This is a genomic window from Pseudomonas sp. LBUM1672 (assembly GCF_059695655.1).
In genome coordinates this window covers 4,397,005-4,412,039 of record NZ_CP166781.1, presented here as the reverse complement: position 1 = coordinate 4,412,039, position 15,035 = coordinate 4,397,005, and the positions used below count along the sequence as shown (strand labels likewise).

Sequence of the window (15,035 nt, the reverse complement as noted above, 5' to 3'; positions counted from 1 at the left end):
TGCTCAGCGTCCAAGCATAGTTAAGGCTCCATCATTCTGCTTCTGTCGTTGTGACCAATCTGTTGCTCCAACGCCTGCTCCAGTTCGAGCATCGCGCGCTCCATGGCTTTGGTGCGTTTGACGACTTCGTCAGGGTGGAACACTTCATGGCAGGCGTTTTCCAGTGCTTCGCAGCTGTCGATCAATCGGCCTGCCTGGACAATTCGCGCAGCGCCCTTGATTTTGTGGGCCACGTCGATGAAGGACTGCGGGTCCTGTGAGGGAGATAACGCCAGCAACTCCTGCCGGTCCAGACGGTTGCTGTTCAGCAGTTCGGACAACAATCGTTGGTCCAGCTTCGGATTGCCGCCCGTTAACAGATGCAGCCCTTCAAGGCTGAAGGCCGGGTCGCGGAGCACCGGCGCGATATCTCCAACCCATTGACTCAGGGCAGTGAGGCTGAGGGGTTTGAACAGGCAGTCGTCCATTCCGGCTTGTTTGCAGCGCTGTATTTCTTCGGGTTGTGCATTGGCGGTGAATCCCAGCACAGTACAAGGCCGACACTGCATTTGCTGTTCATGTTGGCGAATGGAGCGAGCCAGTTCGTAGCCATTCATGATCGGCATGTTGCAATCAACGATCACCAGATCGAACAACCCGTCTTTCCAGGCACTCAACCCAGCCTCTCCATCCTCTGCGGCGCTGAACTGATGCCCCAGGAATTCCAGTTGCTGACACATGAGCAAGCGATTGGCGGGATGGTCGTCGACCACCAGGACGTTCAGCGCAGCCGCGTTTGCAGGGATAGGCGATTGGACGGCTTCCGTCACCCGCTCGGTTGGCAGCGTTGCAAGGTTCAGTGAGACCTGTACTTGAGTGCCGACACCGGTCTGGCTGCTCAATTGCAGGCTGCCGCCCATCATCTCGCACAGATTGCGACTGATCACCAGGCCCAATCCCGCACCGCTTCTGGCGGATTGCGTGGAGTGATCCGCCTGGGCGAAAGGCTCGAACAAGCGGCGTTGATCCTGTTCACTGATCCCGACTCCGCTGTCCTGAACCTGCAACTGCAATAGCACCCGGTCGGGTTCGTCGCATGGATACAGCTCCACCACAATACGGACCTGACCCTGTTCGGTGAACTTGATGGCGTTGCTGACGAGGTTGGACAGCACCTGTTTGAAGCGCATCGGGTCCAGCAGGACATCGGTGAGCGGTTCTGCCGGGTTGAAGTCCAGCCGAAGGCCAAGGTTTTTCTGGCGGGCCAGTCCGTCGAAGATCCGCACCACCGAGGCCACGGTTTCTTTGAGGTTGACGCGCTCCGGGGTCAGGCTCAGCCGCCCGGATTCAATTCGTGCGATATCTAGAATGTCGCCGATCAGGTTCAACAGGTCTTTCGCCGAGTGATAGGCCACGTCAATGGCCGGGCGATCCGGGTGGCTGTGATCGATACGTTTGAGGGTCAGTTCGAGCATGCCGATGATGGCGTTCATCGGCGTGCGGATTTCATGGCTCATGGTCGCCAGAAAGGTGCTCTTCGCGCGGTTGGCTTCGTCCGCACGCTCTTTCGCGGCACGCAAGTCATCGAACAGTTGTCGCCGCTCGCTGATGTCGATCCAGCCCCCGATGATGCCTTGCACTTCACCGCTGGAATCCCGGTAGGGCAGTATCCAATGATAAATCGTCAGCATGCGGCCACCGATATGCATTGGCCGGTCGAGAATCAGCGGCGTACCTTCGGCCACGACGCGCTGGTAGTCCGCCTGATATTCCTGAGCTTCAAATGAGTTGCTCATGCTGCCCTGCACGACGTTTTTACCAATCACGTCTTCGCGTCTGGCGCTGAAGGTCTCCAGGTAACTGTCATTGCAGCTTTGCAACAAACCCTGACGATCGCGCACGTAGATGGGATGAGGCGTTCCGTTGACCAGTGACCGCATGAATTCAAGTTGGTCGTTCAGGGCGAGCTCCGCGGCCAGCCGCTGATTGATCTGGCGACGCATGTAGGCGTTCCAGGTCACGGAAATCAGCAGCAGCAAACCGATACCAAGCATGATCTGAAAGAACACCCGGTGATAGTTGCGCCAGGTGCTTTGCGATGCCGATGAATAGCCTCGCCAGCGGCTGTTGATAATGCCCAGTTCCTCTGGTGCGATGCTCAGCAATGCCTTGTCGAGGATCGAAGCCAGCTCTTCTGCGTCGCGCCCGGTCGCCAGGGAGAACGCGGCTTGTCGGGTGCCGATGGTGGTGCTGATCTGAAGGGTGTGCTCGAAAATCCGCGATGAGATGAAATAGTTGGCGATCACCAACGAACTCACAGCACCTTCGGCCTGACCCTCGGCGAGTAACTCCACGGCACTGAAGGTGTCCGGCGTTTCGATCAGCTGGATGTGCGGGAACTCGCGGCGCAGGTAATCCGCCATTGGATTGCCTTGGGCGATGGCAACGCGCTTGCCCGTCAGCTGTGTCAGGTTTGACGGGCTGCTGGCTGCTTTGCGAGTCAGCAGGACAACCGAGTTTTCCAGATAAGGGCGGCTGAAGTTCAGCAGCGTTTCCCGTTGCGCACTGGGGAGCAGTGCGGCAATCAGGTCGGCCTGATGGCTGTTGACCTGCTCGATCATCTCGTCATCGTTGCGGCTGCGATGGATGTCGAAACGCAAACCGGTGCGCAATCTGATCAGCTCGAGCAAGTCGGCGGAGACTCCGCGAAAGTTGCCGTCGCTGTCGAAAAAAGTCAGCGGCGCCAACGCCTCATTGACCACGACGCGTACGACCGGATGTCGAGTCAGCCAGCGTTCTTCGCGGTCAGTGAGTTGCAGTTTCTGATCGGTGAGGAGAATGTCGCTGCCCGCACTCCAGCGTTTGGCGATGTTTTCTCGCTCGCTGGCAGGGGTGGCCTTGAGGATGGCGTTGATGATCCCGAGCAGATCCGGGTTGTCCTTATGCACTGCAAAGCTGAATCCGTGGGCTTCGTGTTTACCGAAGTTGGCCATGCGGATGTTGTTCAGGTAGCCCTTGTTGATCATGTAATGGGTGGAAATGGTGTCGCCAAGAAAAACATCGGCCTGGTCGAAAGCCACCGCATTGATTGCATTCTGGTAGGAAGGATAGGAGGTAATGATCGCTTTCGGGTAAAGGGCTTTGACTTCGTCCAGCGGCAAATAGTGATAAACCATGCTCAGCCGTAGCCCGGCGAGGCCATCGCTCAGCGATCTGGTTTCACCTACCCTTGTCACCAGAACCGGCTGATCCACGGCATAGGGAGTGGACAGTACGATGTCGGCATTGCGGGCTTCAAAACCATTGGCGGTACCGAGCATGTCGACCACACCTTCTTCCAGCGCCTCGATCGCGTCTCCCCGGGTCGCGTAGCGCTGAACCTTGACTGGCAAACCGGTGGCCATGCCCAGGATGCCCGCGTAATCAGCGGTGAAGCCTTCGTAGTCGCGGCCGCTGATGGTCAGGTCGAAAGGAGGATAGTCGGGGGCGGAAGTGCCAAGTATCAGTTCACGCTTATTGTTAAGCCACTGTTGTTGTGATTTATCCAGCTGGACTTCCATGTGTCCGTTCATTGAGCGACTGAGCAGGGTGTAATGCTCGCTTGCAGTCTGTTCCGCGTGCACTGAGGTGCTCAGGCATAAGCCCGCGGTCAGCAGTGTCAGATAATCCTTTAAACGACTGGGCATCCTGTCTCTCTCTCACACTAACGCGTTGCGTTTTGCCATATCAATGAGTTCAACAAGCGATTTGGCTTTGAGTTTTTGCATGAGACGTTTTTTATAAGTGCTGACAGTCTTGTTGCTCAGGAACATACCTTTGGCAATTTCCTTGTTAGTGCGGCCCTGCGCGAAAAGTTGCAATACCATTAACTCTCGGTCGTTGACCGATTTGAACAGTTCCAGGTCAGCGTATCGTTCATCGTCAGCACGAACAGGATTCAAGGCTTGGCTGGGGAAATAGTTGTAACCTGATAGTACGGCTTTAATCGCGCTCACCAGTTCACTCAGGTCTTCCTGTTTGCAGACATACCCAGATGCGCCGGATTGCATGCAGCGGATCCCGAAAAGTGTCGGGCACTGGGCCGTTAACACCAGTGTTTTCAGGGGGCAACTCATTGCGTTGAAACGGGAGAGAACTTCCAGACCATCCAGTTTGGGGATGCTGATGTCGAGAATGACCAGGTCGGGCATGCATTCACGAACCATCTGCATGGCGTCGACCCCATTATCAGTTTCGCCGACGACTTTGTAACCCTCATGTTCGAGCAACATTCGGACGGCAAGACGGATGACGGGGTGATCGTCGACAATAAAAACGGAGTTCATAATCAAATCCCATACGCGCTCAGATAAAGCGCGCACCTTAGCTCAGATAGTTGAGGGGGGCATGAACTGACGGACCTATAGGGGCAATATAGGACAAATCCTACGGCGTAAAAAGAATCGGACTACGGATCAACTAGGTTTTGCATGAGGATCCGTTCAGTTCTTGTATGTATGTTCGGCGGGTAGGAAAGATCGGTTTAAAGCTTTTACATAAGTGCTTGAATATTTTCGTAGTAATACTTTGTTGTTTTTTTTATAGTTGGGCCGAGGTCAATAAGTTTCTAAAGTCTGATTGTTTCAGGGGCTTGATCAAGTAACCCAACAAGGGCAGTCCGTGTTCGCCGGCCATTTTTTCAAGACCGTCCAATTCAAGGGTTGTCAGACTGCTCAGCAGTATTGCCTTTCTGATCATTCCCCGTTGACTGGCGAATTCGATCAAATCAAGGCCCGGAAGGTCGGGCAGGCATTGGTCGCACAGAAGGATGTCGAAGGGTTGCGACGCCTTGAGCATTTGCTGCATGGCGGCTTCGGCGCTGTCAGTTGCGGTGAGTTGCGTGAAGCCATAACTCTCCAGCAGGTATTGGGTTGCCCTGAGCTGAAAGGGATGGTCTTCCACCAGCAGGATGCGCCAATCGTGTTCAGACATAAGATTTTTCATGCTTCATCTATGGAGCAGAGGGAGCATGATTATTTCGCGATCAGACCGCTCAGGCGATCAGTCGGCTCTGCACAAGGTGTAGGGCAATTCTGTTGACGTCGGGATTGAATTGAAAAATACGCAAAAAATCGATCAGCCATGCAAAAAATATGGCGTGGCTGATCGATGCACTGTCAGCCGTGGCTTGAACGACCGGTCATTTCCAGGGCCATTTGGCTGGCATAGCTGTCGGTCATCCCGGCGATGAAGTCGATCATTCTCAGGAACGAGGTGTGCAAAGGCCCGTGAGGATCGGGCGCATTATTGCCCAACAGGTCGAGGATACGGCGACTCTTGAAAGACGGCGTTCGACCGTTGTGTTGTTCCAGTGCGGCACCACAGAACGCGTTGAGCAGGATTTCGAGGGTGGTGTAAGCGCCGATTTCGTGCAGCGTCTTGCGCTTGTCCTGGAAAATCTTTTTGCGTGCCATGTCCTTGGCATTCAACACGCAGCGCTTGGCCGGACCATGCATGTGCTCCACCAGATCACCGGGCAATGTGCCTGCCAGCAACGAGTCCTGTTGCTCGACGAAGGCCCGGGCGGCGGCATTGGTCAGGTGCTCGATGGCCTTGCCTCGCAGGATCGCCAGTTTGCGCCGGCGCGAATCCTGAGGGCCCAGTTGGCGATAGGTTTCCGGCAGATCGTCACCCACCAGGTCGAGCAGCAAAGACTCTACCTCGGCGTATTCCAGCAGCTCCATCTCCAGGCCATCTTCCAGATCGATCAGCGCGTAACAAATGTCGTCCGCGGCCTCCATCAGATACACCAGCGGATGGCGCGCCCAGCGCTGTTCCTCCAGTTGCGGCAGGCCGAGTTTAAGGGCGATTTGCTCCAGCAGCGGGAGTTCGCTTTGATAGCAGCCGAACTTGTGCTTCTTGTAGCCCAATGAATCGGCATGCTTTGCCGTCCACGGGTACTTCAGATAAGTGCCCAGCGTGGCGTAGGTCAGCCGGGTGCCACCGTCGAACTGATGGTATTCAAGTTGGGTGAGTACCCGGAAGCCTTGGGCGTTGCCTTCAAAATTCAGGAAGTCGTTGCGTTCGACTTCGCTCATGCCGTCCAGCCAGCCACGACCCGCGGCCTGCTGGAACCAGTGTCGGATTGCGTCTTCGCCGGAGTGCCCGAAGGGCGGATTGCCGATGTCATGGGCCAGGCAAGCCGATTGCACCACCATCCCCAGGTCACTCGGTTCGCACCAGTCGGGCAGGGCGCTGCGAATGGTTTCGCCGACGCGCATGCCCAGCGACCGGCCCACGCAGCTGACTTCCAGCGAGTGGGTCAGGCGCGTGTGAATGTGATCGTTGCTGGTGACCGGATGAACCTGAGTCTTGCGTCCGAGGCGGCGAAAGGCACCCGAGAAAATGATGCGGTCGTGGTCTTTGTGAAAAGGGCTGCGGCCGAGTTCTTCCGGGCTATGCAGAGGCTTTCCGAGGCGTTCGCGGGTAAGCAGGGTTTGCCAATCCAAGGCTGGACTCTCCGTCAGGTGACTGAGCCTCTAGCTTCCGGGTTCATGCCGGTGCCTGCAAGCGGAACTAGAGCCCGGCGGCGTCGATGTCGATGAGCAGCAGTCGCTCGCCGTTGTCGAAAAATTGCCCGGCGGTGAGGCAGTACTGATTACTGGTGGCATCGCGGTAGGTCGTGGACAGTGTCAGGCGCCGCTCGTCCCAGCCCTCGGCCAGCAGGTGATAAAAGTAGGGCCGCCACGACCAGTTATGGCCCAGGTAGCGGTTATCGGCTTCCCAGCCGTTGTTGCGCCACTCCAGATTGGGCGTCAATTGGGTGCCGTGACGGTCGCATTGATAGAAACGCAACAGCCAGGGAAATGCCTGCAGCTGTGGCAGCGCGCTCAGTGGCGCGCGGGCCAGGGCCCAGGCTTGGAGGATGGCCATCAACTCGCAAAGTTGCTGGCGCATGATCATCAGTCGTCCGCGCTCGCCCAGTTTCTGCTGAACATAACGCTGGCGCAGTTGTGCGAAACGTTCGACAAAGGCGTCGGTGGCAAAGAAGTCTGCCTGCGCCCGGGCGAACAGAAACCCCTGCACGTAACGTGAACCGCATTCCAGGGCGAAATTCAGTTGAGCGTCTGTTTCAACTCCCTCGGCGATGATCCAGCAACCGGTTTTCTCGGCCATTTGCGCCAGGGCCTTCACCACGTCGCTACTGGGGCCGCCCAGTGCAGCGGCCTGGAACAATCGCATGTCGAGCTTGAGAATGTCCGGTTGCAAGGCCAGCACGCGATCGAGTTGTGAGTAGCCGGCACCGAAATCATCGATGGCGATCCGTGCCCCGGCCTGTCGGTAACGGGCCACGACCTCGGCCAAGCGCTGGATGTTGCCGCCCAGTTCAGTGATCTCAAAGACGACGCGTTGCGGATCGACGTTGTGCCGGCTCATTTGCTTGAGGCTCGGCAGCGCCTGGTCCTGCCGTAAACGGCTGATCCAGCGCGGTGAGATGTTCAGGCTCAGAAACCAGTCCGCAGGCGCTTCATGCAGACGGCTCAGAGCGTTGTCGCGTATCTGGCGATCAAGACGACGAAGGGCGATGGCGGGGGTTCGCGGATCGGCGAACAGCGGTCCTACCGAGGCCAGTTGACCGTCGGACTGACGGAGTCGACCCAGCGCTTCCACACCCGCAATACGGCCCGTGGCGGTATCGATAAATGGCTGAAAGCAGGCGAGCGGTTGCCCGTCGATCACGAGGCCTCCTTAGTAAGGTCTTGTTTTTGGATTAACCCGCTTACCGGGTAGGCACACAGGATTGAACCTCTCGATAAAGAGGTTAATCCCGGTGGTGTTGCAAGAATGCAGCCAGATAGTGGCTATTCAGTCTTTGCGCGAAGAACCCTGCATGACCAACTTGATCAAGGGCCCGAGCGTTGTGCCCAGGCGAACCAGCCGAGTCAGGCTGCTGGTACCGCCGCTCTTGGCGCCTTTACCGGTCAGAAAACCGAGCAGCGTCACGGCCGCCATGCCCCAGAGCGGGGCGTGCTTGATGCCGAAGCCGTCGTGCAGGTTTTGTGTCATCCCGCGTACCCGCTTCAAGGGTTGCAGCAGCTGCGCGGATTCGTGACGAATTTCCTGGCGATGCATTTCCATGCGCAGGCGTATCAATGCCTTGCGCATTTCGGTGCGCGAGCTGTTATGGGGCAGTTCAGGCAGGCTCATGGCAGCAGACGCTCCCTATCGTTGGCCAATTCTTCCAGGGTGCCGTGGAAGGGGGAGGACTCATCGAAAATCGCCGCTTTCAGGCGCATCCCACAGAATATTGCAGCCAAGGTGTAGAACACGCAGAGCCCGATGATTGCTGGCAAACGGTAGGTGTCCCAAAACAGGATCAGCACCAGCGTCGACAATCCCACCAGCAACAGCAATGCAAACACCAGCGCCAGGCCTGCGAACAGCAACAGGCTTACGGTACGCGCTTTTTGTTCCTGCAACTCGATGCCAAACAGTTCGACATGGCTGTGCAACAGTCCAAGAAAAGCGGCACCCAGGCGCCGCGATGAGGAGCTTGTGCCCGTCGCGGACGAGCTGGATTCACCGATAGACATATCAGCGCCGAGTGGCCAGCAGGCCAATCAAAAAGCCGACGCCCGCCGCAATCCCGACCGATTGCCATGGATTGGTCTGCACGTAATCCTCGGCAGCGGTAACGGCAGCCTGACCGCGTTCGCGCAGAGAATCTTCGGTGAGCTTCAGGGTTTCGCGGGCACGCAGCAGACTGTCGTGGATCTGGCTGCGCAGCTCATCGGCCTGATCGCCGGCCAGGGTTGCGGTGTGTTCCAGCAACCGTTCGGTGTCGCTCACTAGTGTTTGAAAATCGTTCATGAGGATTTCTTGAGCAGTCTTTGCTTTGATGCTGGCCATTGGTGATCTCCGTAAGTGGCTTCTGAGCGTTCGAGTATGAGCCTTGTGTGAAGGTTCAGTACAAATGACTGGTACAACTTTTGCTATGTCATGGTGCGTCAGCCCGCGTCGTTGCGCTGTTGCCGGGCATGATTTCAGGAAAGCCCTGATTCAAACAATTAAAACGCGCGTCAGGGTATCGGCCTTGTGCGCCAAAGCGGTTCATCGCGATCAACACCTTGATCCGGCGGGCCGCAACTTGGTGCACTGACTTCCTGCGCGAACCGCTTTGGTGCTTTTTTAGCCTTCAGGTCTGCCAACCCCATGGAAAATCTGCAAAGCGCTGTGGACAGTCTGGTCCATAGCTCCAATACGTTGTTCATCCTTATCGGTGCGGTCATGGTTCTGGCCATGCACGCCGGTTTTGCCTTTCTTGAAGTCGGCACGGTTCGACAAAAGAATCAGGTCAATGCCTTGTCGAAGATCCTCAGCGACTTCGCCATTTCGACCCTCGCCTACTTCTTTATAGGCTATTGGATTTCCTACGGGGTCACCTTCATGCAACCGGCGGCGGTCATCAACGCCGATCACGGCTATGGGCTGGTGAAGTTTTTTTTCCTGCTGACCTTTGCGGCGGCGATTCCGGCGATCATTTCCGGAGGCATCGCCGAGCGCGCCAGGTTCGTCCCGCAGTTGTGTGCGACGGCGCTGATCGTGGCGTTCATCTATCCGTTCTTTGAAGGCATGATCTGGAACGGCAATTTCGGGCTGCAGGCCTGGTTGCTGGAACAATATGGCGCCAGCTTCCATGACTTCGCAGGCTCGGTCGTGGTGCACGCCATGGGCGGATGGCTGGCGCTCGCGGCGGTGTTGTTGCTCGGGCCGAGGCATGGGCGTTATCGCGAAGGGCGATTGGTGGCGTTCGCACCGTCGAGCATTCCCTTTTTGGCACTGGGTTCGTGGATCCTGATCGTCGGCTGGTTCGGCTTCAACGTCATGAGCGCACAAACGCTGCAAGGCGTCAGCGGATTGGTCGCGGTGAACTCGCTGATGGCCATGGTCGGCGGCACTGTGGCGGCGCTGATAGTGGGGCGCAATGACCCGGGGTTTCTGCATAACGGCCCGCTGGCCGGGCTGGTGGCGATCTGCGCCGGTTCCGACCTGATGCACCCGGTGGGCGCGCTGATCACGGGCGTGATCGCCGGGACCTTGTTTGTCTGGTGCTTCACCGCCGCTCAAGTCAAATGGCGCATCGATGATGTGCTGGGTGTCTGGCCGTTGCATGGTTTGTGCGGTGTCTGGGGTGGAATCGCCTGCGGCATATTCGGCCAGAGCGCCTTGGGTGGTCTGGGCGGGGTGAGCCTGATCAGCCAGTTGATCGGGACCTCTTTGGGCGTGATCGTGGCGCTCCTCGGTGGTTTTGTGGTGTATGGCGCGATCAAGGCGTTGCATGGTCTGCGCCTGAGCCAGGAAGAGGAGTATTACGGCGCGGACTTGTCGGTGCACAAGATCGGCGCCGTGAGCCAGGACTGACTCACTTTTCTTCATCGCCGCTCCCGGGATAAAAACCGTGCAGCAGACGATAGCGATCATGCCGTATCTGGTCGGCCCGCTCCTGCACCTGATGCGCGGGTAAACCCAGCATGATCAGGGCGTGGGAGGCGAGCATCAGGCTCGACTCCAGCAGTTCGGGCACGACTTCGCTGGCGCCGGCCGCTTTCAACTCGGCCAGTTGACTGTCGTCCCGAGTGCGTACCAGGATCGGAATCGTTGAGCTCAATCGGCGCGCCTCCTGGAGAATCAGCAGCGCGATGTCAGTCTGGTCCACGGCAATCACCAGCAGCCTGGCACGCGACAGGCCTACCGCCAGCAGCAGTTCACCGCGCCGAGAGTCACCGTAATGCACGCAGTTTTCACCCACGGCGGCTTCCTGGACACGCACCGGGTCGGTGTCCAGTGCCAGGTAAGGTTGCAACGCATTGCGCAGCGCGCGGCCGATGGACTGACCCACGCGACCATAACCACAGATCACGACGTGATTGTGCAAATCGGCGTTGAGCGCGCTGATTTCTGCCAGTTTTACTTCTTCGTTGGGGTTGCGATGCAGGCGTGTCGCAAGGTGAGGTGCGGCACGCAGCAACAACGGCGTTACCAGCATTGAACAGAATGTCGCGGCCAGCAGAAGACCTCCAAAGTCGGCGGGCATCATTTTGTTTTGCTGCATCAGTGCCATCAGCGCAAAGCAGAACTCGCCACCCTGAGCCAATGCCAGGCCGCTGCGCCACGCGGTCTCGCCGTCGCTGCCGCGCCATTTGACCAACAGCGCGACCACGGTGCCCTTGATCAGCAGTAACCCGAGTGTCAGGCCGAGGATCATCAGGCCGTGGCTGGCAAACAGCTGCAAGTTGATCAGCATGCCGATGCTGACGAAAAACAACCCGAGCAAAATGTCGCGGAACGGGCGGATGTCCGCTTCGATCTGATGCCGATAATGACTTTCCCCCAGCAGCATACCGGCGAGAAATGCACCCAGGGCAGGGGAGAGGCCGAGCAGGTGAGTCAGCCACGCTGTCAGCAAAACGATGACCAGGGCCAGCAGCACGAACAACTCTGGAGAGCGGGCGGCGGCGACCTCATGAAACAGGCGGGGCAGCAACCAGCGGCTGGCCATCAGCAGACCGACGAACAGCAGAACGGTCTTGCCCAATGTGATCGGCAATGCCCAGTACCAGGCCTGATCGCTGTTGCCGGCGAACACCGGCACCAGGGTCAGCAGCAGCACCGCCACCACATCCTGGAACAGCAGCACGGCGATGGCATTCTGGCCGTGGCTGCTGAAAATCTCGCCGAGGCTGCTCAACTCTTTGCTGACAATGGCTGTGGAAGACAGTGAAAGACCGGCACCGAGTAACAACGCAGGCGTTGTCGCCATGCCGAGCAGCATCAACAAGCCGCCCAGCACTATCCCCGTCCCCAGCACTTGCAGGCTGCCGAGTCCGAACACCACCCGACGCAACGCAATCATTTTCGAGAGGGAAAACTCCAGCCCAAGGGAGAACAGCAGGAACACCACGCCCAGCTCGGCAAGGTCTGGTAGTTCATCGCTTTCATTCACCCAGTTGAACGCCGTCGGCCCGATCATCAGGCCCACGCACAGATAGCCCAGCACCGGTGGCAAACGCAGGCGCTGGAACAGTGCAATCACCACCAGGGAGGAAGCGAGGATGATCAAGAGGTTGGCGAACACTAATAACTCCGGTGATAGGGCTGGCTATTCAAGCGTAGAGGTAAAAAAAACCTGAGCATCGTGTAAATGGCTTCTGAAGCGACTGATATGCATCAGGGTTTTGCCGTCGCGATTGCGGTTCGTGTTTCAGCGCAGGAAACTCGACGGCTCGACGGCTTTTCAGGGTGGGCCTAGAATAGTCTCTTAATTTTTTAGGTTGAGCGCTCATGCCTCCTGAATGTCAGTTGTTCGGCACCGTTGGGTGCCATCTCTGTGAATTGGCCGAAGCCATGCTAATGGAGTTTGTCGAACGTGGTCTGCTGGTGGAACTGGTAGATATCGCTGACGATGAAACATGGTATGAAGCTTACAGCTTACGTATTCCGGTGTTGCGGCGGGTTGATACCGGTGCGGAGCTGGGCTGGCCATTCAGTGCCGATGAGGTGGTAGCGTTCCTGCGTTAAACAGATTTTTTGGTAGCTAAGTCCCGTCTGTCGAACTTTGCGATTTATCCCCTTGGCTTAACCGATGCTCTTCGATACTGTATGCGCATACAGTTATTCGTAATGTTGCCGTTTTCTTCTGGTATTCAGTTTTGAGCAGGCAGTTCCGGGCGTGAGAGGGATACATCGTGGTCAATGTCGAACAATTGAAAAACAGCGTGAACCGGATGTCGGTCGATGTTGTGCGCGAGGCGGTCCTCGAGCTGCGTCTGGATGGTCTGGTCCTGGAAGGAAAAACCCCTTTCAACAAACTGCACTTCAATACCTGTTTTGCCGAAATCGAAGCATTGTTCCAGCGCGCGGGTTATCACCGCCAGCTCGATGTCGTGGGTTACCAGGGTTTGCTGTATGCGCTTTATGATCCCGGTCGCTGGGAAGCGGTCGATGTGTTGCGCTGGCTCAAGGAGTTCACTGAAGCGGCGGCGCGCGCGCAGATTCCGGCTTGAGGATTCTCTTCTAGGTTCGTTCCGGCCACTGTTGGATAATGCTGCCCTGCATTGAGGGTCAGAGCTTTCGAATGTCCACTTCATCTTTTTCTGCTGCACACAATCAGGCCAGCACGCTCTACTTGCCGCCGGGTCCGTGGCAGACCGTGCTCGATTGCCTGTGCGAACACTTCAGCGCCATCGGTCGTGAACAATGGCTGGACAGAATTGCTCGCGGTCGCGTGCTTGACGGGCAAGGTCAACCGATTGCCCTTGACCTGCGTTACAAGGAAGGCCTGCGGATTCATTACTTCCGTGAAGTACCGGACGAAAAACCGATCCCGGTGGTCGAATCGATCCTGTACGCCGACGACCACCTGGTGGTGGCGGACAAGCCGCATTTTCTGCCAGTGACGCCTGCTGGTGAATACGTGGAGCAGACGTTGTTGCGACGGTTGATCCGTCGACTGGATAACCCGCATCTGGTGCCTTTGCATCGCATTGACCGGCATACGGCGGGACTGGTGTTATTTTCAGCGAACCCCGAGAGCCGCTCGGCTTACCAGTCATTATTTCCTACACGCCAAATCGAAAAACGCTACGAAGCCATCGCTCGCGCATTGCCTGAACTCACCTTTCCACTGGTTCATAAAAGTCGGCTGGTCGATGGCGAGCCATTCTTTCGCATGCAGGAGGGGCCGGGCGTCAGTAATACCGAGACGGCAGTCGAGGTTCGTGAGAAAAACGGCGATTTCTGGCGTTATGGACTTTACCCGGTGACCGGCAAAAAACATCAGTTGCGGGTGCACATGACCGCTTTGGGTGCCAGCATCTGTAACGACCCGTTCTACCCGCAGGTGCTCAAGGATGTTGAGGATGACTATGTCAATCCCTTGAAGCTGCTGGCTCAGGGATTGCGATTTGTCGACCCGGTCACCGGCCAGCAACGTGAATTCGAGAGCACCATCACCCTGCAATGGTGATCACAATGCTTCAGGCACGAAAAAGCCCGCTATAAAGCGGGCTTTTCTGTATCCGGTGGTGCCGTAAAGATTACAGCTCTTTAACGGTACGAACCTGATCCTTGTTGATGCGGGTTTGTTTGCCGTCCAGCTGTTCGAACTCGTAGAAACCCGATTCGTCATCGTATTTTGGCGCGTCGACGGCCTGGATTTCGCGACCGTCATTCAAGGTGATCACTGTAGGCGATGCGCAACCGGCGAGGGTCGCAAGGCCCAGTGCGAGCATGAAAGTGGCGAGGGTCCGTTGAGTCATGAGTGTATCTCCGAATATGAATTCTTTTGGTTACTGAGCTTGAGACGTATACAACGCGCGCAAGTTCCTTCTCGTGTCAGTCTGACACAGTGTGGTGTGTGCTTAACAGCTCTGGCGTGTTGAGGTTGGCCAGCCGCGGGTCGTTGTCGGGGCATTGCAGGGCCGTAACGCCCAGTTTGCGCATGAGGCGTCCCGGGCTGCGTTCGCCTTCGTGCCATGCCTGTTCGAAATCCGCCGAGAGCACCACGGGGATGATGCACAGCAACGGTTCCCAGTGATCGTCATGGCGCAGCATCAGCGGGTTGTCCGGATGCTGGTGGGCAGTTTCGCGCATGCTCTGGAGCAGTGCCGCATCGATGCGCGGCACGTCGCAAGGCAACACCAGCAGATAGGGGTGGCGTGCGGCCTTGAGGCCGGCGCGAATACCGGCCAAGGGTCCCGGGAAATCGCCTTCATCGTCATGGACCAGTTGGTCGGCGTACGGCGCGTATTTTTCCATGTTCCTGTTGCAGGAGATGATCAGGTCATCGCTCAGTTCGCGGGTCTTGCGATGCAGGTGCGCTATCAGCGGCTCGCCATGCCATTCCAGCAAACCCTTGTCCTGGCCACCCATGCGTTGGCCTCGGCCACCTGCCAGGAGCAGAATGGAGCAGGGCGGCAATTGAGTATTCGAGGTCATGGCAAGTCTCCATGGGGGCGGCGAAAAAACGGGGCGCTGTGATATAACACCGGGCTGTTTATCCTACAACTGGACGAGCC

15 protein-coding genes are annotated in these 15,035 nt (G+C 57.3%); 4 read left to right on the top strand and 11 right to left on the bottom strand.

What is annotated here, in order from left to right:
• Positions 1-20 precede the first annotated feature (20 nt).
• The 8 genes from ACA053_RS20040 to ACA053_RS20005 all read right to left on the bottom strand — a co-directional run bounded on the left by ACA053_RS20040 (position 21) and on the right by ACA053_RS20005 (position 8,868).
• Positions 21-3,665 (bottom strand): transporter substrate-binding domain-containing protein, encoded by a 3,645-nt coding sequence (locus ACA053_RS20040; RefSeq protein WP_497393508.1) that lies wholly within the window; start codon positions 3,663-3,665, stop codon positions 21-23.
• A 12-nt stretch (positions 3,666-3,677) separates the two neighbouring features.
• Entirely contained in the window at positions 3,678-4,304 is a 627-nt protein-coding gene (locus ACA053_RS20035) for a response regulator transcription factor (protein WP_109633597.1), read from the bottom strand.
• A gap of 253 nt (positions 4,305-4,557) precedes the next feature.
• Positions 4,558-4,950: a response regulator gene (locus tag ACA053_RS20030; RefSeq protein ID WP_497393507.1), complete on the bottom strand. Its 393-nt coding sequence runs from the start codon at positions 4,948-4,950 to the stop codon at positions 4,558-4,560.
• A 185-nt stretch (positions 4,951-5,135) separates the two neighbouring features.
• A complete protein-coding gene (locus ACA053_RS20025) occupies positions 5,136-6,467 on the bottom strand; it encodes a deoxyguanosinetriphosphate triphosphohydrolase (protein WP_109633594.1) in 1,332 nt (443 codons plus the stop codon).
• Positions 6,468-6,534: 67 nt separating this feature from the next.
• Positions 6,535-7,698 (bottom strand): EAL domain-containing protein, encoded by a 1,164-nt coding sequence (locus ACA053_RS20020; RefSeq protein WP_109633592.1) that lies wholly within the window; start codon positions 7,696-7,698, stop codon positions 6,535-6,537.
• Between the two features lie 126 nt (positions 7,699-7,824).
• On the bottom strand, positions 7,825-8,166 hold the full coding sequence (locus ACA053_RS20015; RefSeq protein ID WP_109633591.1) for a hypothetical protein: 342 nt from the start codon (positions 8,164-8,166) through the stop codon (positions 7,825-7,827).
• Positions 8,163-8,552, bottom strand: a complete 390-nt coding sequence (locus ACA053_RS20010; protein ID WP_109633588.1) for a phage holin family protein — start codon at positions 8,550-8,552, stop codon at positions 8,163-8,165. The genes ACA053_RS20015 and ACA053_RS20010 overlap by 4 nt, the downstream gene beginning before the upstream one ends.
• 1 nt (position 8,553) lies before the next feature.
• A complete protein-coding gene (locus tag ACA053_RS20005) occupies positions 8,554-8,868 on the bottom strand; it encodes an ElaB/YgaM/YqjD family protein (RefSeq protein ID WP_109633587.1) in 315 nt (104 codons plus the stop codon).
• 303 nt (positions 8,869-9,171) lie between these two features.
• On the opposite strand from ACA053_RS20005, the gene ACA053_RS20000 reads away from it, so the two are divergent.
• Positions 9,172-10,380, top strand: coding sequence for an ammonium transporter (locus tag ACA053_RS20000; protein WP_109633585.1), 1,209 nt, complete (start codon positions 9,172-9,174; stop codon positions 10,378-10,380).
• Position 10,381: 1 nt separating this feature from the next.
• Here the strand turns inward: ACA053_RS20000 and ACA053_RS19995 are convergent, their stop codons facing one another.
• Entirely contained in the window at positions 10,382-12,094 is a 1,713-nt protein-coding gene (locus ACA053_RS19995) for a cation:proton antiporter (RefSeq protein ID WP_497393506.1), read from the bottom strand.
• 206 nt (positions 12,095-12,300) lie between these two features.
• Here ACA053_RS19995 and ACA053_RS19990 point away from each other — a divergent pair, with 206 nt between their 5' ends.
• From ACA053_RS19990 to ACA053_RS19980, 3 genes are all read left to right on the top strand, one after another.
• Positions 12,301-12,537, top strand: a complete 237-nt coding sequence (locus ACA053_RS19990) for a glutaredoxin family protein (RefSeq protein ID WP_109633582.1) — start codon at positions 12,301-12,303, stop codon at positions 12,535-12,537.
• 167 nt (positions 12,538-12,704) lie between these two features.
• The gene (locus ACA053_RS19985; protein ID WP_109633580.1) at positions 12,705-13,022 is read left to right on the top strand and encodes a transcriptional regulator; all 318 of its coding nucleotides are present in this window, start codon (positions 12,705-12,707) and stop codon (positions 13,020-13,022) included.
• Positions 13,023-13,093: 71 nt separating this feature from the next.
• Complete coding sequence (locus ACA053_RS19980) at positions 13,094-13,984, top strand: pseudouridine synthase (protein ID WP_497393504.1); 891 nt, start codon at positions 13,094-13,096, stop codon at positions 13,982-13,984.
• Positions 13,985-14,054: 70 nt separating this feature from the next.
• Here ACA053_RS19980 and ACA053_RS19975 read toward each other — a convergent pair whose 3' ends face one another.
• Complete coding sequence (locus tag ACA053_RS19975) at positions 14,055-14,276, bottom strand: YgdI/YgdR family lipoprotein (protein WP_109633577.1); 222 nt, start codon at positions 14,274-14,276, stop codon at positions 14,055-14,057.
• A 76-nt stretch (positions 14,277-14,352) separates the two neighbouring features.
• Entirely contained in the window at positions 14,353-14,955 is a 603-nt protein-coding gene (gene mobA / locus ACA053_RS19970) for a molybdenum cofactor guanylyltransferase MobA (protein ID WP_497393503.1), read from the bottom strand.
• Between the last annotated feature and the right edge of the window lie 80 nt (positions 14,956-15,035).